The 23,525-nt window shown below is 34.0% G+C and carries 22 protein-coding genes and 1 tRNA gene; 11 read left to right on the top strand and 12 right to left on the bottom strand.

The features are described 5' to 3' along the window. Positions 1–56: 56 nt before the first annotated feature. A complete protein-coding gene (locus BUB95_RS03040; protein ID WP_317048452.1) occupies positions 57–653 on the bottom strand; it encodes a TIGR04282 family arsenosugar biosynthesis glycosyltransferase in 597 nt (198 codons plus the stop codon). Between the two features lie 154 nt (positions 654–807). Here BUB95_RS03040 and BUB95_RS03035 point away from each other — a divergent pair, with 154 nt between their 5' ends. After that, positions 808–1,698, top strand: coding sequence for a hypothetical protein (locus tag BUB95_RS03035; RefSeq protein WP_073082857.1), 891 nt, complete (start codon positions 808–810; stop codon positions 1,696–1,698). Here BUB95_RS03035 and BUB95_RS03030 read toward each other — a convergent pair. The 4 genes from BUB95_RS03030 to BUB95_RS03015 form a co-directional block, all read right to left on the bottom strand. Then, positions 1,695–2,189, bottom strand: a complete 495-nt coding sequence (locus BUB95_RS03030) for a rhodanese-like domain-containing protein (protein WP_073082853.1) — start codon at positions 2,187–2,189, stop codon at positions 1,695–1,697. The genes BUB95_RS03035 and BUB95_RS03030 overlap by 4 nt on opposite strands. Positions 2,190–2,201: 12 nt before the next feature. Continuing rightward, positions 2,202–3,266, bottom strand: a complete 1,065-nt coding sequence (arsS, locus tag BUB95_RS03025; RefSeq protein WP_073082851.1) for an arsenosugar biosynthesis radical SAM (seleno)protein ArsS — start codon at positions 3,264–3,266, stop codon at positions 2,202–2,204. Between the two features lie 10 nt (positions 3,267–3,276). Then, positions 3,277–3,612 carry an arsenosugar biosynthesis-associated peroxidase-like protein gene (locus BUB95_RS03020; RefSeq protein WP_008270413.1) on the bottom strand — a complete coding sequence of 112 codons (336 nt, stop codon included), beginning with the start codon at positions 3,610–3,612 and terminating at the stop codon, positions 3,277–3,279. A gap of 119 nt (positions 3,613–3,731) precedes the next feature. Then, positions 3,732–3,807 (bottom strand) — tRNA-Phe (locus BUB95_RS03015). A 106-nt stretch (positions 3,808–3,913) separates the two neighbouring features. Here BUB95_RS03015 and BUB95_RS03010 point away from each other — a divergent pair. From BUB95_RS03010 to BUB95_RS02980, 7 genes are all read left to right on the top strand, one after another. Further along, positions 3,914–4,639, top strand: coding sequence for a type III pantothenate kinase (locus tag BUB95_RS03010; RefSeq protein WP_073085045.1), 726 nt, complete (start codon positions 3,914–3,916; stop codon positions 4,637–4,639). Between the two features lie 2 nt (positions 4,640–4,641). Then, the gene (locus BUB95_RS03005) at positions 4,642–5,967 is read left to right on the top strand and encodes a BamG family beta-barrel-assembly machinery protein (protein WP_073082848.1); all 1,326 of its coding nucleotides are present in this window, start codon (positions 4,642–4,644) and stop codon (positions 5,965–5,967) included. 14 nt (positions 5,968–5,981) lie between these two features. Then, on the top strand, positions 5,982–7,358 hold the full coding sequence (locus BUB95_RS03000) for a tetratricopeptide repeat protein (protein WP_073082844.1): 1,377 nt from the start codon (positions 5,982–5,984) through the stop codon (positions 7,356–7,358). Positions 7,359–7,365: 7 nt separating this feature from the next. Then, positions 7,366–7,920, top strand: a complete 555-nt coding sequence (gene lptC / locus BUB95_RS02995; protein ID WP_073082841.1) for an LPS export ABC transporter periplasmic protein LptC — start codon at positions 7,366–7,368, stop codon at positions 7,918–7,920. 28 nt (positions 7,921–7,948) lie between these two features. Then, entirely contained in the window at positions 7,949–8,146 is a 198-nt protein-coding gene (locus BUB95_RS02990) for a hypothetical protein (RefSeq protein WP_317048451.1), read from the top strand. Continuing rightward, positions 8,147–9,436 (top strand): hemolysin family protein, encoded by a 1,290-nt coding sequence (locus tag BUB95_RS02985; protein ID WP_073082838.1) that lies wholly within the window; start codon positions 8,147–8,149, stop codon positions 9,434–9,436. It begins immediately after the preceding gene. A 99-nt stretch (positions 9,437–9,535) separates the two neighbouring features. Further along, a complete protein-coding gene (locus BUB95_RS02980; protein WP_073082835.1) occupies positions 9,536–11,683 on the top strand; it encodes a SurA N-terminal domain-containing protein in 2,148 nt (715 codons plus the stop codon). A gap of 55 nt (positions 11,684–11,738) precedes the next feature. Here BUB95_RS02980 and BUB95_RS02975 read toward each other — a convergent pair whose 3' ends face one another. Next, positions 11,739–12,647 carry a GYDIA family GHMP kinase gene (locus BUB95_RS02975; protein ID WP_073082833.1) on the bottom strand — a complete coding sequence of 303 codons (909 nt, stop codon included), beginning with the start codon at positions 12,645–12,647 and terminating at the stop codon, positions 11,739–11,741. Further along, positions 12,647–13,948, bottom strand: coding sequence for a hydroxymethylglutaryl-CoA reductase, degradative (locus BUB95_RS02970; protein ID WP_073082830.1), 1,302 nt, complete (start codon positions 13,946–13,948; stop codon positions 12,647–12,649). The genes BUB95_RS02975 and BUB95_RS02970 overlap by 1 nt, the downstream gene beginning before the upstream one ends. 150 nt (positions 13,949–14,098) lie before the next feature. Here BUB95_RS02970 and BUB95_RS02965 point away from each other — a divergent pair, with 150 nt between their 5' ends. The 3 genes from BUB95_RS02965 (at position 14,099) to BUB95_RS02955 (ending at position 18,611) form a co-directional block, all read left to right on the top strand. Beyond that, positions 14,099–16,330, top strand: a complete 2,232-nt coding sequence (locus BUB95_RS02965; RefSeq protein ID WP_073082827.1) for a S9 family peptidase — start codon at positions 14,099–14,101, stop codon at positions 16,328–16,330. A gap of 31 nt (positions 16,331–16,361) precedes the next feature. After that, the gene (locus tag BUB95_RS02960; RefSeq protein ID WP_073082823.1) at positions 16,362–17,972 is read left to right on the top strand and encodes a peptide MFS transporter; all 1,611 of its coding nucleotides are present in this window, start codon (positions 16,362–16,364) and stop codon (positions 17,970–17,972) included. Positions 17,973–18,059: 87 nt separating this feature from the next. Next, entirely contained in the window at positions 18,060–18,611 is a 552-nt protein-coding gene (locus BUB95_RS02955; protein WP_394333619.1) for a thioredoxin family protein, read from the top strand. Positions 18,612–18,620: 9 nt separating this feature from the next. On the opposite strand, the gene BUB95_RS02950 is transcribed toward BUB95_RS02955, so the two are convergent. The 5 genes from BUB95_RS02950 to surE form a co-directional block, all read right to left on the bottom strand. Further along, positions 18,621–20,657: a ComEC/Rec2 family competence protein gene (locus BUB95_RS02950; protein ID WP_073082817.1), complete on the bottom strand. Its 2,037-nt coding sequence runs from the start codon at positions 20,655–20,657 to the stop codon at positions 18,621–18,623. Positions 20,658–20,719: 62 nt separating this feature from the next. Beyond that, the gene (locus BUB95_RS02945) at positions 20,720–21,235 is read right to left on the bottom strand and encodes a C40 family peptidase (RefSeq protein WP_073082814.1); all 516 of its coding nucleotides are present in this window, start codon (positions 21,233–21,235) and stop codon (positions 20,720–20,722) included. 28 nt (positions 21,236–21,263) lie between these two features. After that, entirely contained in the window at positions 21,264–22,376 is a 1,113-nt protein-coding gene (lpxB, locus tag BUB95_RS02940; RefSeq protein WP_073082811.1) for a lipid-A-disaccharide synthase, read from the bottom strand. Then, positions 22,373–22,660 (bottom strand): hypothetical protein, encoded by a 288-nt coding sequence (locus BUB95_RS02935; RefSeq protein ID WP_073082807.1) that lies wholly within the window; start codon positions 22,658–22,660, stop codon positions 22,373–22,375. Before BUB95_RS02935 ends, lpxB begins: the two co-directional genes overlap by 4 nt. Further along, positions 22,653–23,429 carry a 5'/3'-nucleotidase SurE gene (gene surE, locus BUB95_RS02930; RefSeq protein WP_073082804.1) on the bottom strand — a complete coding sequence of 259 codons (777 nt, stop codon included), beginning with the start codon at positions 23,427–23,429 and terminating at the stop codon, positions 22,653–22,655. The genes BUB95_RS02935 and surE overlap by 8 nt, the downstream gene beginning before the upstream one ends. Positions 23,430–23,525: the final 96 nt, after the last annotated feature.

Here is a 23,525-nt window from a genome sequence, read left to right as displayed (position 1 = left end):
ACAATGGTGGGAAACAATATAAAATTCAAAAATTAAACTAGAAAGCTACTTATTAACTAAAACAAATAGTCAAATTCTTTATAGGGCTTTAAATCCTCTAAAAAATCTATGTCGTTCAGAGTTTCTAAAACATACAAGCTTTTGCCAATAAAGTCTTTTTTTGTTTGCTCTAACACTGTTTCTGTACCCCATTTTTTATTTTTAAAGACATTTTGGTTTGGGGATTTCATGCCTAAAAGGTAATAACCTCCATCTTCTGATGGGCCAATAACGGCGTCATTTTTATCTAATTTTTCGAATGCAGTTTTTATGATGTTTGTGTCTAAATCAAGCAAATCACTACCAACAATAATTATTTTTTTAAATTTTTTTGAAAACAATGTTTCAAAAGCGTTTTCCATTCGTTCGCCAAGGTCATTTCCTTCTTGTAATTGTTTAGTGAAGAAACCGTTGTCCCAAATATCGTTTTGCTGAATATTTTCTGAATAAAAGACGAAGCGTTCAGCATCTACTTTTTTAGCAACATTAGCAGTATGTTGCAGAAGGTGTTTGTAGATTTTTAAAGCCTCTTCATCACCAATAGCCTTTGCTAAACGAGTTTTACACTTTCCTAATTCTGGATTTCGAGTAAATATTATTAAAGCATTAGTCAAGATGTGTAATTTTTATATGTGAGACAAAAGTATGTAGAAATTTTCACAGATTTTTAATGGCAAAATTCAAACATCTATAAAGTTGGTCTTTTATCTATTCGTATGGGTGATTTAAGAAAAAAAAACCTAATTTGAGATTTTAAAGTAATTCAGAATGAAAAAAAATATCCTATTCTTTCTTTTTATTTCGGCTCAACTAATCTATTCACAAGGCAATACGGTTACTGTTGGTAATGGCTATTCAGATTATGTGAAAATTGTAGACATTTATAATTTTTCTAAATTGAAAGAGACCGTTGTTAAACTCAAATTTACTCCTAATAAAGCCATTTCTGCAACATTGCACGCGCCAAGCGGAACATCACCTTTTGTTTTAACAGACAAAAAGGGAAACCGGTATGCTTTAAAAGCACAAGTTGGTTGGAAAGGTAATTTGGCCTCAGGTTTTGGAACAATTAATCTTAAGGCATACGAAACTAAGACTGTGAGTTTGTATTTTAATCAAGTAAATAATATTGAAGATATTTACTCATTAACAGAGGTCGATTGTAGTAGCACAACAAGTTGCTGGAACTTCTACGATATTAAGGTTAAAAAGAAGAACACCACGATAAATACATCTACAAGTTCTAGTTTTGATAAATCTAAAGTTTCAGCAAAATATGAAAAGACTTGGCTAGAAAATGATGTGTTCGATGCTAGCAATAAATTTGGTATTAGAATACATAACAAATTTTTTGTTTATGGATTGAAGGACAATAGTTGTTATTTAACAATTAGAATATTAGAGGGTGATAAGTTTATTAAAACTACTAAATATGGCTATAAAAATCTATCAGGCCAGTTAGAAATTAAAAAGTCGCTCAATCCAAAATATGATTCTACCGTTTATAACGATACGAAGCTCTTTCTGCCTTATGAATTACTAAGTAATAATTTGCCAATAGGAAAACATGATTTAAAAATCGATGTTGATCTTTTTTATAAAGACGGGACGTTATTAAAACATTTAGGATTTAAAGAATTCGTATATACAAAACGTTAATTAGCGACTTTAACTCCTTTTTTAAGCCATTTACTCCATTCTTCGGAAAAGGTATGGATACTGTCTGTAGGTATATTCTTAGAGTTGTAGACTTCGAAGTCATTGTTTTTCCACTCAAAAATGCCGCCATAAAGATTTTTTACGTTGGTGTAGCCAGCAGCTTTTAGTTTTTCGCCAATGGTCTCAGAACGAATACCAAGTGAACAATACACAACAATAGGTTGGTTTTTATCTTTGATTTTGTCTGTCACTGTTTTTAAATCGAAAAAATCATAACCCACACTAATAGCCTCTTTAATGTGGCTGACCTCATATTCTTTTGGTTCGCGAGCATCTAAAAGAATTGCTTCAGTTTTAGGCATTGCTAATTCTTGTATTGAAATGTACGGAACTCCTTTGTCGTTGTATTGTTTTAATAACTCAGGAAGCGATTCTTGAGAGAATCCTAACGTTGAAATTAAAACCAAAAAAGATGAAAAAATCCTTTTCATAATTTGTTGAAATTAAGCGACTGTACCTTGGCAACTACTTCCTGCGCCTGCTGTACAGCCATAACAGTGTTGGGAGATAACGATATTTCTTCCTTCTAGAAGTTCTTCATTGTAGTCTGAAATATGTTTTACCTTACTATTTACAGGTAACTCTAACATTTGATTAAAATCGCAATCAAATAAATAACCATCCCAACTTACTGAAAGTGTATTGGTACACATTACGTTTTCTACAGCCATTGGGTTATAGGCTTCAACTAAACTGTACATGTAGTCTTCGTAATTTTCTGAAGCGATTAAATAGTCTAAAAATCTTGAAATTGGAAGATTAGTTATAGCGAAAAGATTATGAAATTGAATGCTAAAATCTTCCATCAAAGCATTTTTAAAGTCTTTTTCCATTGCCGCTTGGTCACCAGGTAAGAAAGCACCAGACGGATTGTAAACCAAATCGAGTTTTAAATTGCTTCCTGGTATACCGTAACCTACAGCATTGAGTTCTTGAAGTGCTTTTATAGACATGTCAAAAACACCTTCGCCACGTTGTTTGTCTGTCTTTCCACGCGTCCAGTGTGGCATCGAACTTACTACATGAATATTATGTTTTTTGAAAAACTCAGGTAAATCGTAGTACTTTTTATTTGCTCTAATTATGGTGAGATTTGAGCGTACAATGAAATCCTTAACTCCAATTTTTGAAGCTTCCTCCACAAACCATCTAAAATTCGGGTTCATTTCGGGAGCTCCACCAGTTAAATCGAGCGTATGCGCACCAGTTGTCTTTACCACATCCAAGATTTGCTGCATGGTCTCACGCGTCATAATCTCTTTACGGTCTGGACCAGCATCAACGTGGCAATGTTCACAAACCTGATTGCACATGTAGCCTACATTGATTTGTAAAATCTCTAATGGTTTTGCTTTTAATGGAAACTGATTGGTTTCGGCAATTTTATCTTTAAACTTTGGTAGCTCACCGTTTTGAAAAATACCATTAGATAAAATTTCGAGTTGTTTATTAGTGTTAGCTAAATCGCTCTGTCTCTTTTTTAGTGATTGCGTTTTTAGTTTTGTCATATATAAAAGACTATCCGTCTAATTTATTTACTTTATTCATCATTTGTACACCATGTACTAGTGTTGCGCCACTCTTTATAGCAGCACCAACGTGGATGGCTTCCATCATTTCTTCTTTAGTTACGCCGCGTTGTAAACCATCTTTTGTGTAAGCGTCAATGCAATATGGACATTGTTCTGTATGTGCAACTGCTAAAGCGATGAGTGACTTTTCTCGAGCTGATAAAGCACCTTCTTCGAAAACCTTTCCGTAATATTCAAAAAATTTATTACCAAGCTCTTCACTCCATTCGGTAATTTTTCCAAATTTTCTGAGATCAGCTGGGTCGTAGTATGTTTTAGACATATAAATGTTATTGTTTTAAATTGAAAAAACAAGATAATATTTTAGGACGAAGTAAAACCTTAAAGCTTACATAAAATCTTAAAACCAAAAAACCCGATTCAGTTGAATCGGGTTTTTGATGGTGGTGCCTCCAGGAATCGAACCAGGGACACAAGGATTTTCAGTCCTTTGCTCTACCAACTGAGCTAAGGCACCAGTTGCTTCATTGCTAAAGCGGATGCAAATATAAATTCATTTTTAGTATTACCAAAAAGAAAATTGTAAAATTTGATTTTATAACTTTGTCTTTTCTTAAATGCCTATGAATCTTATAGTAGACGTTGGTAATACACGTGTTAAATTTGCTGTTTTCAATAAAAATAAGCTTGTTTACAAAACAAATTTTAATCTTTCAGATTTTAAAAGCGAGTATAAGAACTTAAAGAAGACTTATGCTACATTGAAAAATGCTATAACTTCTTCAGTAGGCAAACTTTCAAAAGAAGATGTTGACATTCTAAAACAAGATTTAAGAGTATTAGAGTTAAATTCTGAAACTAAAGTCCCATTTCGTAATAATTACAAAACACCTACCACTTTGGGAGTCGACAGAGTAGCTTTAGTTAGTGCTTCTGTTTTACATCACCCGAATTCCAATGTCTTAATAATTGATGCGGGTACATGTGTAACTTATGATTTTGTAACCGATAAAAATGTTTATTTAGGTGGCGCTATTTCACCGGGTTTACGGTTACGTTATAAGTCCCTAAATAATCTAACAGCTAATCTTCCTTTATTAGAAACTAAAGTACCAAAAAAAATTACTGGCAATAGTACAGATGCTTCAATTCATTCAGGTGTTGTTATAGGTCTTGTTAAAGAGATTGATGGTGTAATAGAAGAATATAGTGCTAAATATTCAGATTTAACAGTTATTTTAACAGGTGGTGATACTAAAATGTTGTCTAAACAATTAAAAAGTAGCATATTTGCCAACTCAGATTTTCTACTTGAAGGTCTAAATTATATTCTAGAATTTAATTCATAATAATGATTAAAAGACTTGTTGTAATTCTTATAGCAATAACTAGCTGTTTTTCTTATGCTCAGCAGGGAACAGCGTCACCTTATTCTTTTTACGGAATAGGAAGCTTAAAATTTAAGGGTACAGTAGAAAATCGCGGAATGGGTGGCATTGGTTCTTACATAGACAGCCTTCATATTAACTTAAGAAACCCAGCATCTTATGCTGGTAAAAATTTACAAGCGCAACCTTACGATGGAGAGAGTAGGCCAGTAAAGTTTTCTGTAGCAGGTACGTTTACAAGTACAAGCTTAAACAGTAATACAGAATCTCAAAATGCAAGTACTTCTACGTTCGACTACTTAGCTGTATCTATTCCTCTTGGACGTTTTGGTGCTGGTTTTGGTTTGCTCCCGTTTACATCCGTTGGATATAAGCTTCAAGACATAAATGCTGCTCAAAATAATAGAGTAGATTATAGATATGAAGGAGAAGGAGGACTTAATAAGGTATTTTTTAGTTTAGGTTACTTAGTTAACGACAACTTTACAGTTGGAGTAGATGCTAATTATAATTTTGGAAACACCCAAAATAGTGCTATTCAGTTTATTTACGACAATCAAGGAAATCCTGTTCAGTTTGCAACAAGAGAAAATAACCGTTCGGATTTAAGTGGACTCAATTTTAATTTTGGAGCTGCATACAAAGGCAAGCTTACAGAAAAACTAGAGCTTTCTGCTACTGCAACTTTTGCTCCAGAAAGCAAGCTTACTTCAGCAAATCAACGTTCAATATCTACTATTATAGTTTCAACGCTTGGAGATGAGTTTGTACAGAATACGATTGATGTTGATTTAGCGTCAAGTGGTTTACTAGAAACAGATTTAGATTTACCATCACGACTTTCTTTTGGTTTGGGTATAGGCGAATCGTCTAAATGGTTTTTAGGCGCAGAGTATGTTGCTCAAAATACGAGTATCTTTAACAATCCAATATTTAGCACTACAAACTCTTCTTTTGAAGATGCTTCTTCTTTTGCAATTGGAGGTTTTTATTTGCCGAGCTATCGTTCACTTTCAAGTTACTTTAAAAGAGTGACTTATCGCGCTGGTGCTCGCTTTGAAAATACAGGGTTAATTGTAAATAATGAATCAATTGACGAGTTTGGCATATCTTTTGGTCTAGGATTACCGATTGGACCACAAACAGGATTGTTTTCAGAAATCAATCTTGGTTTTGAGTATGGACAAAGAGGTACAAAAAGTAGCAACTTAATAGAAGAAAACTTTTTTAATTTCAACGTTAGTCTATCCTTGAGTGATAGATGGTTCAAAAAGAGAAAATATAACTAACAAAATTTTACATGATGAAGACGAAGATTACATTACTACTTATAGCTTTAGTTGTTGGCTTTAATACAAGTTACAGCCAGCAAGATGAAGAATGTATGAATAACCTCTCTATTTTTGATTCTTATGCTAAGAATAAAAAATACGATGAAGCTTATGAGCCATGGATGAAGGTTAGAACTAAATGCCCACAATTCAATAGAGCAATATATGTTAGAGGAGAGAAAATTTTAGAACATAAAATTGATAAAAGTTCAGGTGCTGAAAAAGTAGATTTCATTAGAGATCTTTTAAAAGTATATGAGGAATACAATCAGTACTACGCATCTAAATTTCCGTTAGGTAAGATGCAGTATGAAAAAGGAAAGTTGTCTTATAAGTATAAAAAAGAGTTGGGGTTATCTGATGAGCAGCTTTATAATGTCTTTGATAAAGGCTATACAGATGACTTAAATAATTTTAATGACCCTAAAGGACTTTATATCTATTTTAAAATGATGGTAAAGCTCTATGATTCTGGTAAGAAAACTCCACAGGAGTTATTTGACAAGTACGATGACGTAAATGATAAGATTGAAGAAGAAGTTGGGAAATTATCTGAGAAGGTTAACAAGCTAATTCAAAAAGAAGAGTCTGGGGCTACTTTAACAAAAAAAGAAGCATCAAGAAAAAGTAGTTACGAAAGTTATCTAAATGCTTATGACCAAATTTCGGGTAGTGTTGATACAGAGATAGGTAATAGAGCAACTTGTGAAGTATTAATCCCTTTATATCAGAAAGATTTTGACGAGAAGAAAAATGATACGAAGTGGTTACAACGTGCTATGAACAAGATGTATGCTAAAGAGTGTACAGATGACCCTATGTTTATTAAAGTGGTTCAACAAAAGAATACCATTGAGCCAAATGCAGATACAGCATATTATTTAGGTGTTCTTAAGGAAAAAGAAGGAAAAACGGCTGAGGCTGAGAAGTATTATAAGCAGTCTATGGACTTACAAACAGATTCGTTAAAAAAATGGAAACTTGTTTACAGATTAGCTGAGAAAAACAGAAAGAAAGGATCTTACGGTAAGGCAAGACAATTATATAATGAATGTTTAAAGCTTAATCCGTCTAATGGTAATCCACATTTAAGAATAGCGGGAATGTATGCCTCTAGTGCCAATAATTGTGGAGATTCGACGTTTAATAAAAGAGCTGTATATTGGTTAGCGGCTGCTGAAGCGCGTAAAGCAGGTAGAGTAGATGGTCGTTTAAAGAAGGCCGCTGCACAAAGTGCTGCGAGTTACGAAGCTAAAGCACCAGATAAGAGTATGATTTTCTCCGCGAGTAATTCGGGTTCTACTATCAAAATTGGATGTTGGATAGGAAGGTCAGTTACAGTTCCTTAATATAAAAGTGAAAAGAAATTATTTACATATAACTTTTAATATAGTCACAGCCATTGCTGTGACTATGTTTTTTTCATGTAAAAATAACTTTAAAGATGTTCAGCAAGTTGGTGTATTGCAGAATGAGCCTATTGGTGTCGCAGATACTATAAATCTTAAATACACGGATTCTTTTAAGCTTAGAGCAAATTTGTTAAGCCCAAAAATGCTCGATTATTCTAACCGTAATTTTGCTTTTTCAGAATTTCCAGAAGGCATAGAACTTATTATTTATGACGAGGATGGCAACGCGAGTAAAATATTTTCTGACTATGCTATTATCTATGACGAAACTGATTTGGTAGACCTTCAAGGTAACGTTATTTTAGCAACACATAACAAAGACTCACTTTTTACAACACAGATGTATTTCGATCAGGCGACCGAGTGGGTATATACCAATGAGAACGTAAGACTCCGTTCTGGAGGTACAGATATTACTGGCCGTGGTTTTGATTCTGATAGAAATTTTGATCTTTGGGAAATGCTAGAGTTTTCTGGAGATATCGAACTAGATAATTAACTACCTTTATGCTGTAATTTATCACGTTATGATTAAAGCACTAAAAATTTTTCAATACGCCTATATTATTTTTGCAGTTCTCTTTGCTTGGGATGCTATTTCCAATTGGTCTTTAGATAGGAGCAGAAGCTATATATCTTTACTTTTTGCGGCACTAGCTGTATTTATGTTTTTCTTCCGTAAGCGTTTTAGAAAAAAGTTCGAAGACCGAAACAATCAGAAATAAATGTCCACAAACGCATTGATTATTGTAGGGTCACTTATCTTATCCGCCTTTTTTTCAGGTATGGAGATTGCTTATGTGTCTTCTAATAAAATTCATATAGAATTAGAAAAAAAGCAAGGCGACTTTTTAGGGAAATTATTGTCCAAACTTACCGCAAGACCATCAAAGTTTATTACTACAATGCTTATTGGTAATAACATTGCTTTAGTTATTTATGGCTTTGTTATGGGAGATGTTCTGGTGAGTTGGTTTCAAGGGTTTTTACCATCAGAGTATACTGTTGTCAATTATTTATTAGATGAGCTTCAATTATTGTCTCAAACGGTTATTTCTACGATGATAATTTTACTCACTGCTGAATTTTTACCTAAAGTTTTTTTTCAAATTTATTCAAATACGCTTTTAAAGTTCTTTGCCCTTCCAGCGTATATATTTTATATCGTTTTTTCTTTCATTTCAGAATTTGTTATCCGTATTTCAGATTTTGTTTTAAAGACTTTTTTTAAAACCGAAGGCGATGCCGTAGAGATAGCCTTAACTAAAGTAGAGTTGGGTAATTTTATTACCGAACAGATGGAATCTGTAGAAGAACATGATGAGGTAGATAGCGAAATTCAAATTTTTCAGAATGCTTTAGAATTTACAGAGGTAAAGGCAAGAGAGGTTATGGTACCACGTACCGAAATTACTGCTGTTGATATTTCGGATACTGTAGAGAATCTGCGTCAAATATTTATAGAAACAGGTTACACCAAAATATTAGTTTACAAGGATTCTATAGATGATATTCTGGGTTATGTGCACTCTTTTGAGTTGTTTAAAAAGCCAAAAACTATTAAATCTATTTTAATTCCTGTAGTTTATGTGCCTGAGACCATTCGTATCAAAGATGTGCTCAATCTATTGACCAAAAAGCGAAAAAGTATTGCTGTTGTTATTGATGAGTATGGAGGCACATCTGGGATGATGACTGTTGAAGATATTATTGAAGAATTATTTGGTGAGATTGAAGATGAGCATGACAGCGTAGAACTTACTGAAGAACAACTTACCGAGAATAGTTATAATTTCTCTGCAAGACTAGAGGTGGATTATCTAAACGAAACGTATAAACTCAACTTACCAGAGAGCGAAGCTTACGAAACTTTAGGAGGCCTAATTGTTAATCATACAGAGGATATTCCAAAGATAAACGAGTCTATAAAAATCGATAATTTTAAGTTTAAGATTACCGAAGTTTCCTCAACAAAAATCGATAATGTGTATTTAGAGATTATTGAGCCAGAATAATCCCTTTCTCCTCACTCAAAAAAGAGTGCTCATCCTTTTATTATTTGGTATAAAATGTTATTTTCGCACACTTAATTTTAACAACCTATATTCCATAAAATGGCAGTTTTAAATAAAATCAGACAGCGTTCGCTTGTATTAATTTTGGTAATTGCAATGGCATTATTTGCCTTTGTAATTGGAGATGTTTTTAGAAATTCGGATGCGTTTACAGGAGGTTCGCAAGATATTGTTGCGACGATTAATGGAGAGGATATCAAAAGAGAGCCGTTTATGTTAGCTGTGCAAAACATGCAACAACGTATGGGGCCAAGTGCTTCAGAAACTCAAGCAAAAAACAATATCTATAACCAAGAGTTAAGACGTATTGTAATGAATACGGAGTTCGAGAAATTAGGTCTTAGCGTTGAAAAAGATAAAATGCGTGAGCTTTTAGAAAACAATTTTGGTAGTTACCCTGAATTTCAAAATCAGGATAGTATTTTCGATGTAAATAAACTTAATGCTTTTATTGCTAACTTAAAGGATATTCAACCTCAAGGAGCACCATTAAGTACATTCACCATTAATTATGCGCAATGGACTAATAACGAACAGCAATTAGCTAACAACGCTTTGACTCAGCAGTACTACAACTTAGTTAAAGCCGGTGTTAATGCAACGCTCACTGAAGCAGAAGATGAATACTTAGCGGATACAGAAACTGTAGATATTAAGTATGTACAAGTACCTTATACATCTATAGCAGACAGTTTAGTTAAAGTTACTGAGTCAGATATTAAAGCTTACATCCAAAAGAACAAAGAGACCTACAAAGTTGATGCAACTAGAGAAATCTTATTTGTTGAATTTAGAGAAGATGCTTCTGCTGAAGATGAAGATAATTTTAAAGCTCAATTATTGGCTTTGAGAAGTGATAAGGTAGAGTTTAACGAAGCTACAAAAGGTACGGATACGATTCTTGGTTTTGATAATACAGATAATATCGAAGCATTTGTAAATTCAAACTCAGATATCAAATACTCAGATGAATATTTAAGAGCGGCACAATTGGGTACTGCTCAAGATAGTTTGTTAAATACTGCAGTTGGTGCTTATTATGGACCTTATAAAGACGGTGGTTACTACAAGTATTCTAAAGTTTTAGATAAAGCATCTAAGCCAGATTCAGTTAAAGTACGCCATATCTTAATTCCTTATGCTGGTGCTAGCGCTGCTGCTCCAGATGTTACAAAAACACCTGAAGAAGCAAAAGCTACTGCAGATAGTATTTTTAATATAGTAAAAAACAGACGTTCTAAGTTTGTAGATTTATTAGAGTTGTCTTCTGATAAAGTAAGTAACGAAAAAGAAGGTGTTATTGAGTTTACATACAACCAAGGATTCGCGCCAGAATTCAAAGCGTTTTCTTTCGATAACAAAAAAGGAGATTTAGATGTTGTAGAAACAAGTTTTGGTTACCACATTATCGAAATTTTAGACCAATCTGGATTTAATGATGCTGTTAAATTAGCTACAGTAGCTCGTAAGATTGAAGCCTCTGAAAAAACCATTGATGACGTATTTAATGCAAAGCAAAAATTTGAAATCGCTGCTGAAGATGGCGATTTTAGGTCGCTTGCTGAAGAGCGTAATCTTACTGTAAAGCCAGTAACATTCAAGGAGCTTGATGAAAATATTCCAGGATTAGGTAGTCAGCGTCAAGTGGTGCGTTGGGCATTTGATGATGAAACAGAGGTTGGCGATTACAAAAGCTTCCCGGTTGCAGGTGTTGGTTTTATTGTAGCACAATTAGTTGATGTTAATAAAGAAGGCCTAATGAGTGTTGAAGACGCCAGAGCAGCTGTTAGCGGCCAAGTAATTAAAGAAAAGAAAGCTGAAATGATTCGCCAAAAGATATCGGCTTCTACATTAACAGATATTGCGGCTAACCAAGGTCAATCTGTAAAAGCAGCAAACGGTGTAAAAATGAAAACCCCAAATTTAGCTGGAGCTGGTTCTGAGCCAAAAGTTGTTGGTGCAGCTTTTGGATTAAAGCAAGGCGAAGTATCTAAACCAATTGAAGGAAATCAAGGTGTTTATGTTATTGAAGTTGTGAAAATTAATGAAGCTACGAGGTTAGATAATTACGCTGCTGTATTAGCACGTTTAAATAACGCTAGAAAAAATGCTGTACAAGCTAAAGTGTATTCTGCACTTGAGGCTGCTGCAGACATAGAAGATAATAGAGCTAAGACTGTTTACTAAGACTTAGTTAATTTGAGAAATAAATAAAAAGGCTGTCTACAAAGACAGTCTTTTTTTATGCTTTAATCATATCAGAATAAGATATGATAGTATCATACCCTTTGGCTTTAAAATAAGAAGTTGGATTGGTTTCAGAGGTCACCAAAACAAAATCGCCACCCCATGCTCCAAGACTTTTTATAGCGCCTTTAAAGTCACCAAAAAGTCGTTTTTTTACAAGTTCTAGATTTATAATTTCAGAAATAATGTTTTCGTGCTCAGTTATTAAAGTTTCAAAATCATTCAAGTTGTCACAGTAAATTATTTCTTCTGTAAGTCTATTAATTTCTGAAATAGAAGATTTTAAATCTCTTTTATAGGTCTTGTAGGCGGTAATTCCTTCTCTGCTATCTTGTTTCTGGTTAAGGTACACAAAGTATAAGCTATCCTTAAAGCTAGGGTTGAAATCTACGGGGTTTACTATTGGTTTTTTATCTTCTAACTTATAAGTAATAGCTGTGCTATTCTGAGCGCAGGCAATATCGTAGCCACTCCCACCAAACGTAAGTTCAAGTAATTTATAGGCGTCAACTTTTGTCCAATTAGCCATGTTGTTAATCAAAGTTGAAGATGTGCCAAGACCCCAAGACCGATTAAAGTCTTGATGGGTTTTGATAGCGAAACCTTTACTCATTCTAAAAAAATCAGGATTGAGTTGGTTTACACTTTTAAAAATGTTTAAAAGTCTTCTAGATATGTCATTCTTTAATTCAACACTATTTAGTAAGATATCTTCAATCTTAAAATCATCTTCAAACCAAATTTGGTGGTGCTCGTTATAGCTTTTCCATAATATAGAATTGCTATCGTTTTCTTCTATTAAAAGCTGTTGTCCGTAAGTTGTAGGTAAAGCCAGAGATTTAGCCCCATCAAGTACAAGATACTCACCAGTTAGTAAAAGTTTACCGTTGCTCTTAAAGTTCATTACTTTCTCATTTTACTAATAGCTTCGACAACTGCGCTGTGAGTAACAGTGTTGATTTTAAAATGCTCTACAAGTTGTGTTTTCTCTGATTCTGTGGCTTCAAACTGATTCAAGATATTCATCAAATGCATTTTCATATGTCCTTGCTGAATACCAGTAGTTGTCAGAGATTTTAAAGCTGCAAAGTTTTGTGCCAATCCTGCCACAGCAACAATTTTCATTAAATCTTTTGCTGAAGGTTTTCCAAGCATTTGCAATGCAAATTTTACAAGCGGATGCAAGCTGGTGAGTCCACCAACTGTTCCTAAGGCTAGAGGTATTTCTAACCAAAAACAGAATTCTCCATTATCAATACTGCAATGTGTAAGACTTGTGTATTTTCCATCTTTTGAAGCATAAGCATGCACACCAGCTTCAACGGCTCTAAAGTCGTTTCCAGTAGCTAAGACTACAGCATCGATGCCATTCATTATACCTTTATTATGGGTCACAGCCCGATGTGGTTCAACTTCTGCAATAGAAACGGCTTGTTTAAATTTCTCAGCGAAAGCCCCAGGATTAGGAATGTCTTTGTCTTTTAAGTCTTCAATCTTACAACGTACTTCTGCTCTAACCAGACAATCTGGAACGTAATTAGATAGAATACTCATAATAATATCTAACTGACCTTCAAGCGACTTTTCAGCTTCTAATTTTAATGTTTCAGCAAACTGCTCTAAACACGAATTGATGAAATTAGCACCCATAGCATCAAGAGTTTCAAACGTAGCATGAAGCTGATAGTAATGGTCTAGTTCTTCAGTTTTATCACGTAGTTCAATATCTAAAATGCCACCACCGCGGCGTTCCATATTTTTGGTAATCGGTGAAGCATCAGAAATGAGTTGTGATTTTACAGTTGTAAAAAAGTTAAGTAAATCTTCTTTTTTACCAGCGTATGTAAAATGGACTTGCCCAATTTTTACCATCGAAATAACTTCAGCTTTGAAGCCGCCGCGTTCTAACCAATATTTTGCGGCTTTACTTGCAGCTGCAACAACAGAACTCTCTTCAATGGCCATAGGAATGGTATAAAGGGTTTCGTTGATTAAAAAGTTTGGAGCTACTCCAAGAGGTAAGTAAAAATTAGTAATTGTATTTTCTATAAATTCATCATGCAGTTTTTGTAATTTCTCATCAGAATTAAAGTACTGAGTTACTAGTTTTCGAGAGGATTCATCATTATTGAAATAGGTCTCTAAAAGCCAATCAATTTTTTGAGTTTTAGATAATTTTGAAAATCCAGAAATAGCGTTTTGCATGATTATTTTTTCAATTAAAACACAAAGATACTAGGATTGGTATAATATGTGTTGCATGTATAGCAATATTGCCGATTTACTGTTAATAATTAGTGTTTTTTGCATAATTTTTAGTAAACTTGGCATTGCTTTATTAAATAACAAATATTAATGAAATTCTCCCGCATCATTGCCGTCATCGGTTTTTTGGTTACGACTCTTGTAACTGCTCAGAATAAACAAATTAGCTTAGAAGATATATGGAATGGTACCTTTAGAACTGAAGGTATGCAGGCTTTGCATTCTATGAATAATGGAAAGCAATACTCTGTTTTAAACTTCGATAGGAGTGCGCGAACAGCTTCAATTGATATTTACGATTATAAAACTTTAAAGAAAGTAAAAACGCTTGTTAACTCTTCAGATTTAGAAGGTATTCAAGCGTTTTTTGATTATAGCTTCAGTAAAGACGAATCTAAAATTTTATTGACGACGCAGTCTCAACCTGTATTTAGACGTTCAACTTTGGGTGAATATTACATTTACGACACCAATACTAAGGGTTTGTCCAAGCTAAGCGAAAACTTAGTGCAAGAGCCTACATTTTCTCCTGATGGAAGTAAAGTAGCTTATGGTTTTCAAAACAACCTTTATGTAAAAGATTTAAGCTCTGGAGAGACAAAGCAATTGACGTTTGATGGTAAAAAGAATAGCATTATTAATGGTATTACGGATTGGGTTTACGAAGAAGAATTTTCATTTGTTCGTGCTTTTGATTGGAATGCTGATGGCGATAAAATAGCATTTATTCGTTTTGATGAAACTGAAGTTCCAGAATTTTCGATGGATGTTTTTGGAAGCGGATTGTACCAAACACAGCAAGTATTTAAATACCCTAAAGCAGGTGAGAAAAACTCTAAAGTATCGTTGCATCTTTATGATTTAAAATCTGATACACTTACTGAAATCAAAGTAGATAAGTCTTATGACGATTTTTACATTGCACGACTGAATTGGACCAACGATGCTGATGTGTTAAGCGCACAGTATATGAATCGTCATCAAAACGAATTGGATTTGTGGATGATTGATACAGCTAAGAGTACTTCAAAATTAGTTTTGGCTGAAACCGATAAGGCCTATGTTGATGTGACTTTCAATCTTACGTTCTTAAAAGATAATAGCTTTATTTGGACAAGTGAAAAGAATGGTTACAATCACATATATCACTACACTAAAGATGGTGAATTGATTAATCAAGTAACTGATGGTGATTGGGAAGTCACTAATTATTACGGGTTTGACGAGGATTCTAAGACTATTTTTTATCAATCGGTTGAAAACGGCTCAATTAATAGAGATGTCTATTCTGTAAAACTTAACGGAAAAAACAAAAAGCGTTTAACCAAACGAGATGGTACAAATAGCGCTTCTTTTAGTGCAGATTTCACCTATTTCATTAATACACATTCTAGTGCAACTTCGCCGCAAGAGTACACTTTAAACGATTCAAAATCAGGAAAACTGATTAAGAGCATTAAGGATAACGATAAATTGGCGCAAAAAGTTAACGATTATGTGACCTCTAAAAAGGAATTTAGCACAATCTCTGTAAACGGTAACGAGCTAAACATGTGGATGATTAAACCTGCAGATTTCGACCCAAATAAGAAATATCCACTATTTATGTATCAGTATTCAGGTCCGGGTTCTCAGCAAGTCGCAAACCGTTGGAATGGTACTAATGACTATTGGTACCAACACTTAGCTCAAGAAGGTTATATTGTGGCTTGTGTCGATGGAAGAGGAACAGGATTAAAAGGCGCAGCGTTCAAAAAAGTAACTCAAAATGAATTAGGAAAATACGAAGTTGAGGACCAAATTGAAGCTGCAAAAAAACTAGGAGCCTTACCTTATATAGATGAAAGCAGAATTGGTATTTGGGGATGGAGTTATGGAGGTTTTATGAGTAGTAATGCCTTATTCAAGGGTAATGATGTATTTAAAATGGCTATAGCCGTAGCGCCAGTAACAAGTTGGCGTTTTTATGATACCATTTATACGGAGCGTTACATGACTACACCTCAGGAAAATCCTAGCGGATATGATGGGAACTCGCCTATAAACCATGTGGATAAACTTAAAGGTGACTTTTTATTAATACATGGTTCAGGTGACGATAATGTGCATTTACAGAATACCATGCGAATGGTTGAAGCCTTAGTGCAAGCTAATAAGCAGTTTGAATGGATGGTGTATCCAGATAAAAATCACGGTATCTACGGTGGAAATACTAGATTACATTTATACACTAAAATGACGGACTTTATTCATAAAACACTTGGCGACAAACGCGTAAAGAGTGATAAAAAAGAAGAAGTGAAGTCAAAGATTAAAGGATAAACTAACTAAATACTAACTAATATAATTATATATGGAATTTAAATTTGGAGGTTCGGAAACAAATCAAAAGACTGTTTTAGGTCACCCATCAGGATTATTTGTACTCTTTTTTACAGAAATGTGGGAACGCTTTTCTTATTATGGGATGCGAGCACTACTTGTGTTATTCTTAGTTACCTCAATATTAGGTGATGCAGATAAAGGATATCAGCCTGGTTGGGGTTGGAGTAATTCCGATGCGCTATTATTGTATGCATGGTACACAGGTTTAGTTTATCTAACACCAATCATTGGCGGTTTTATTGCCGATAAGTTTATGGGCTATCGAAAAGCTGTAATTGTAGGAGCCTTTATAATGACTCTAGGTCATGCAGCAATGGCTTTAGAAGGAATGACTTCTATATTCTTCTTTTTTGGTTTAGCTTGTTTAATTATTGGGAATGGTTTTTTTAAACCAAATATTTCGTCAATGGTTGGGCAATTATATAAGAGTCAAGGTAAAGAGAAAGATGCTGGTTATACGATTTTTTACATGGGAATTAACGCAGGAGCCTTCTTAGGAATTCTATTGTGCGGTTACATAGGAGAAAAAATAGGATGGCATTATGGATTTGGACTTGCGGGAATTTTTATGTTTTTGGGAATGCTTCAATTCCACTTTACTCAAAGTATCTTTGGTAAGATTGGTTTAACACCAAAGCAAACTGAAGATTTCGATGATATTGTAGAAGATAGTATTGAAAAGTTAGAAGACAATGTTGAAGATGTTGTTGAAGAAGCAGAAAGTTCTAAAGTTGTTCGAGATAGACTGTTTGTTATAGGTATATTTTCTTTGTTTGTAATATTCTTTTGGTGGGCTTTTGAACAAGCAGGAGGTTCTATGACTATTTTTGCGGCGGATTATACGGACAGAGCATTAGAAGGTAGTGCGGCATTAACTTTTAAGATAGTCAACGCTGTTATTACCATTGTGCCTATGTTAGTAATTACATGGGTTTTGGCAATGCTATTTAAGCAAACCTTTAAAAAGTATTCTTTGGCAAATGTAATACTAGCTTTGAGCTTTGTGATAATTTGGGGTATTGTTATTTGGATGTTAAATAGAGAGTTTCAGTCAGATGCAACGGAGGTTCCAGCATCTTGGTTCTCAGTATTAAATTCATTGTTTATAATATTGTTTGCGCCTTTATTTTCTAAAATATGGGAGAGTAAGTACAATCCATCTGGACCAATCAAATTTGCAATCGGATTATTATTAGTAGGGCTCGGATTTGCTGCACTGGCATATGGTTCTGCAGGGATTCCAGAAGGAGCAAAAACAGCTTCTGTTAGTCTAATGTTTTTGGTAGTTGCTTATTTTTTACATACTATGGGGGAATTATGTGTGTCCCCAGTCGGATTATCTTATGTGAGTAAGTTAGCACCTGTAAAATTAGTAAGTATGATGTTTGGTATCTGGTTTACAGCTAATTTCTTTGCTAACCTTTTAGGAGGGTTTACAGGAAGCTATATAGACTCTATTTCAGAAGAATATGGATTATCTACCTTCTTCTTAATATTCACAATCATTCCAATTGGAGCAGCAATTATAATGTTTTTATTAAACCCTACATTAAAAAGAAAAATGCATGGAATTAACTAGAAATAAAAGTTAAATATTAAAAACGCTCTACATAGGGCGTTTTTTATTTTGTAAGTTTGGTCTAGTAATTGCTACTGAGTAGATATGATGAAAAAGATAGTATTTGGAGCGTTTGTATTGTTATTAGCAATAAAAGTATCAGCACAAGAAATTAATTGGATAACTTTTGAAGAGGCAGTGGCGCTACAAAAGAAAAATCCTAAAAAGATTATGATGGACGTCTATACCAATTGGTGTGGGCCATGTAAAATGTTAGACCGAGATACTTTTAAAAATAAAGATGTCGTAGCTTACGTTAATGCTAATTTTTACGCTGTAAAATTTAATGCAGAAGGTAATACAACAGTAACCTACAAAGATAATACATTTTCCAATCCAGGTTACGACCCAGCTAAGGCAAATAGACGTAATAGTCCTCATGAATTTTCACGATTTCTTCGAGTAAGAGCATTTCCTACTATTGCATTCTTTGATGAAGAGTTAAATCTCATAGCACCAATTACTGGATACCAAAGACCACAGCAATTAGAATTGTATTTAAAGCTCTTTAAAGACGATAAATACAAAGATATGAAGTCTCAAGAGGCATTTAATGAATACTACAAAAACTTTAAGCCTAGCTTTAATCAAACAAAGTAAGTAATAAGTTTATTTGAATATAAAGGCTCCCTTTTCATAAGTACTATGGAAAGGGATTTTTTTATCCCTACACGTTTGTTTCCATCGCTCAACATAAGATTTGTAATTGCTAGCATCAGCAATGATTTGTTTGGGTTGTAAAGAGTCAATCAACCGGTTGAGATTAATTTTTGGAGAGTCCTTTAGCAGAATGTAATCGGCTTTAAAGTTTTTCGTATTGTAAACACCTAAGCTATCTACGAGTAGAATTTTCTCATTTTTAAAACTATAAACTAGTTCAAGACGGTCATAAATTGTGGAATTAATAAAATGACCAACTTCGTAATTTTTTAGAGTCTTTTCATGTTGGATAGTATTCGAATCTAAATTGTGATAGACGACTAACTGATGGTCTGCTTTTTTTCCTAAAATTGTAGCTCTGGTTTTATTGTATATCACCAACTCATTTGTACTGTTTTTATGTTTGGTATAAATTAAAACACAAGAAAATAGTAACACACTAAAAAGCGAGTAATGTATTGATTTCACTGACTTTTGTTTGAAGAGATAGAGTCCACTAATAATCATTAGATAGCTTGCTAAAACATGATAGATACTAAATGAGATATCTCTTAATAGGAAATTTTCAAACTGGGCAATCCAAGCGATAAAGTTATTCAAGGATTCAATAATAAACCCGAAACCTTTTGCTAGAATGCTTGGTAATATGTCGATTAAAGCTAGTAGAATAACCAAAATACCAACGCCTAATATAACACCTAACACGGGAATGATGACCAAATTTGAAACAAAAAACAGTCCTGGAAATTGATGAAAATAGAACAAGCTAATTGGCGCAACACCTAGTTGTGCTGCTATAGTCACTGTAAAAATTTGCCAAAAATAATCTACGACTTTATAATTAGGTGTCCATAATTTATAAAGCATAGGTTGAATACTTACTATAGCCAATACTGCTAAGTAACTCATCTGAAAACCAACATCGAAAAGATAAATAGGCTTCAAGAAAAGCAAAATAAAAGCCGATATGGTAATGGTGTTATAGATATTCGTTGGGCGACGTAAAAACTGTGCAAACGTAATAATGCTAAACATGGTAACCGCTCTCGTAACAGAAGGTGATAATCCCGCGATAAAAGCAAACGACCAAAGTACGAGTAGGATTAAAATAGGCTTTAGAATATGCTTCCCATATTTCAATCGGTGTAAAGGCCTTAATAAATAAGTGAGAATGATAAAAATAATCCCAACATGAAGTCCAGAAACCGCAAGTATATGTATAGTACCCGCGTTAACGTAGTTATTGTAAATTTCAGGGCTAATATCTTGACGTTGCCCTAATAATAGTGCATTAATAATAGCTAAAGTGTCTGGTTTAAAACCTGCTTTTTCGAGCTTAAAGTTAACTTGAGTTCTAAAAGCGTCCGCATAAGTAGCTATAGATGTTGAGTGGCCTTCTAGTTTAATCAGTTCATTAGAATCCAAATAGATTTGGTGATGGATGTTGCGTTTCTTTAAATAATTCCTGTAATCAAACTGAAAAGGATTTTTTGGACCTGAGACTTGAGAAAGCTGACTGTTTGTAAAATAGAATTCTCCAATACCCAAATCATAAAGTGTAGAATCTTTTTGTAGATTCAGCAATACTTTTCCACTAGCTTTAATATCATTAAGGCTAATGATTTCTGCAATATACTTTAAGTTGTAATTATCTGGTTTTAGACGCTCTATTATTTTTAATTGGAAGTCTTGATAATTTGAATAATCAATTTTAGAATTAATGTAATGCGACGGTTGAATAGTTTCATCATAAAGCTGAGTTCTTAGAATACCTAACAGAACGAATATTGAAACAACTAATCCGCCAAACAGATGAGTAAGTTTATTCTTCTTTGAAGAATAAATATATGCTACTGTAAGTCCAAAGATTAAAATTAGAAGCGCGTAAAGTGAGTTTTTTATAGAAATTTCAAAATAAAAACCAATACATATGCCAATAATAAGGCAAATGCTGAGCTTTATTATGTTGAAATTTAGCAACTTCATAACAGAAAGTTACTCAAAAAATTGAAATGTAATACACTTAATTTGGTAGCTGAGGCTCTCAGCTACAAATAACGTCTTGCTTGCACGTAAGCCAAATACCAATAGCGTTCAGAAATTTTTGAAATTATAACACCACGGCTTGTTGATGAATGTATAAAAGAAACTTCACCATTTCTAACGTTAGTAACAATGCCCACATGATTAACTTTTCTGCTATTCTTCCGAGTTGCAAAAAACACCAAATCTCCTTCTTGTATTTTTTTGATATCAACCCAATCTCCAGTAGAGGATAATTCTTTGGTTGTACGCGGCATAACAATATCGTGAGCTCCAAAGGACGTGTATATTAGCCCCGAACAATCCATGCCTTTTTTTGTAGTGCCGCCGTATTTGTACTTGGTACCTTTAAATCTTTTGGCATAAGCAATAATAGACTCAGCCGTTTTAGAAATGGGTTTTTTAGTTTCAGTTTTTGTAGTAATTACGGTTTTCCGTTTTGAACTTTTAGAGGCTTTTCGAGAAGAACCACAGCTGCTAAGTAATGTAAGTAAAATGAAGAGTAAGTAGGTTTTTCTCATAGTTGTCTTCTGTACAAACGGAAGTCTTTTAATTCTTAATAGCCTCGTAAATTAATTTTGCAGTATTCTCACTTGCGCCTCTACCGCCTAACTTTTGTTCCAATTCGTAATAATCTAAAAAGAGTTGCTCGCGTTTTTCAGGATTCAAAATAGTATGCAATTCTTTCTTAAGTTGTTTTGTATTTAAATCATGCTGAATTAATTCTGTTACCACTTCACGGTCCATAATCAGATTAACTAAAGAAATAAACTTAAGCGTGATAATGCGTTTTGCTATTTGGTAAGATATAGCATTAGCTTTGTAACAAACCACTTGAGGAACTTTAAACAATGCGGTTTCTAATGTTGCTGTACCAGAGGTGACCAAAGCAGCAAAGGAGATACTCAGTAAGTCATAGGTCTTATTATCTACAAACGAAATATCTCGATTCCCAATTATGGATTTATAAAAACTATAATCCTGACTTGGGGCTCCTGCAATAACAAATTGGTAATCCTCAAAATCTTCAATAACGCTTAACATCACATCAAGCATTTTTTTAATTTCCTGTTTTCGACTTCCAGGTAATAAAGCGATTACAGGTTTGTTACTTAATTTATGTTCTTTTCTAAAGCTTTTCTCGTCGATTAGTTCTCTGTTAGAAACTGCGTCAATAAGCGGGTGGCCTACAAAATGCACATCATAATCGTATTTGCTATAAAACGCTTTTTCAAAAGGTAAGATGGTATACATGGCATCTATATCGCGTTTTATTTTCTTAACACGCCCAGCACGAGAAGCCCATACTTGCGGAGAGATGTAATAGTGTGTTTTGTAACCTAGCTCTTTCGCCCATTTGGCTATCCTCAGATTAAACCCAGAGTTGTCTATAAAAATAATCACATCTGGTTTATAAGCTTCAATATCCTTTTTGCAAAATTTTATAAAACCAAGGATGGTTTTAAGGTTCATAATCACTTCGGCAAAACCCATAAAAGAACGCTCTTTGTAATGTGTTACCAAAGTGCCGCCAACAGATTGCATTAAATCACCTCCCCAAAAACGTATGTCTGCGTTTTGGTCTTCTTTTAATAGGGCTTTCATCAAATTAGAGCCATGCAAATCTCCCGAGGCTTCACCAGCAATTATGTAGTACTTCATAGCTTATTGATTAAAAATAATATCCCAATTAAGATGGTTGCCAGAAGGACGCCTTTTGCGTAGTTGTCTTTCTTTTTATTTAAAAATAAATAAAATACAGGAAGATTTATGAGTGCTCCAATACTAGCGCGTTTGTCTAGCAAAATAGTACTAAAAGACCGGTCAATTATTCTTGAAAACGAACTGCCTTTGTAAAGACCAACGCCAACATCAAAAATAAAAATCCCAATACCAACAGATATAATTCCAACTAAGAAGCCAATAATAATCTCTTTTCTATGCATTAAAATCCCAAGAATTTAATTGTTGAATAGCATGGTGTGCCGTTAAATCAAACTGAACTGGTACAACTGAAACGTAATTGTTTTTTAGTGCCCACTCATCGGTATCTTCTCCATGGTCCATATTTACAAACTTACCGGTTAACCAATAATAATCGCGCCCCATGGGGTTAGTGCGCTTGTCAAATTCTTCTTCCCAATTAGCGCGTGCCTGTCTGCAAATTTTAATGCCTTTAATCTCTTTTTTACTAACATTCGGGATGTTTACATTTAGAACTACATCTTTGGGTAAACCGTTATTTAAAACGTTAAGCACAATAGTTTTTATAAATGATTTTGAATGTTCAAAATTTGCTCCCCAATTATAGTCTAAGAGTGAAAAACCAATAGCAGGAATACTTTCTATTCCAGCCTCAAGTGCAGCACTCATCGTACCTGAATAAATAACATTAATAGAGGAATTTGAGCCGTGGTTAATGCCAGAAACGCATAAGTCGGGTTTTCTATCAAGTACCTCTCTTACGGCTAGTTTTACACAATCTGCAGGTGTGCCAGAACAGCTGTACTCAGTTTGTGGGCCATCGTCAATCGTTACTTTTTCGACATGTAATGTAGAATCTATAGTTATTGCGTGTCCCATGCCACTTTGTGGGCTGTCTGGAGCTACAACAACCACGTCTCCAATAGTGCACATAACACTAATCAGTGTACGGATTCCTGGAGCGGTGATTCCATCGTCATTGGTAACTAATATTAGCGGTTTTTTAGACATTTTTAGTCGTTTGTTTCGTCTTGCTAAAATACTAAAATAGCCTGTAAAAGCTATTATAACTTGGTTTAACAAAAAATTAGTAGCAGTTTGGTTTTA

The sequence above is a fragment of the Winogradskyella jejuensis genome, from assembly GCF_900129745.1.
In the GTDB taxonomy this organism is placed as follows: Bacteria; Bacteroidota; Bacteroidia; order Flavobacteriales; family Flavobacteriaceae; genus Winogradskyella; species Winogradskyella jejuensis.
This window is presented reverse-complemented; position numbering and strand designations above follow the sequence as displayed.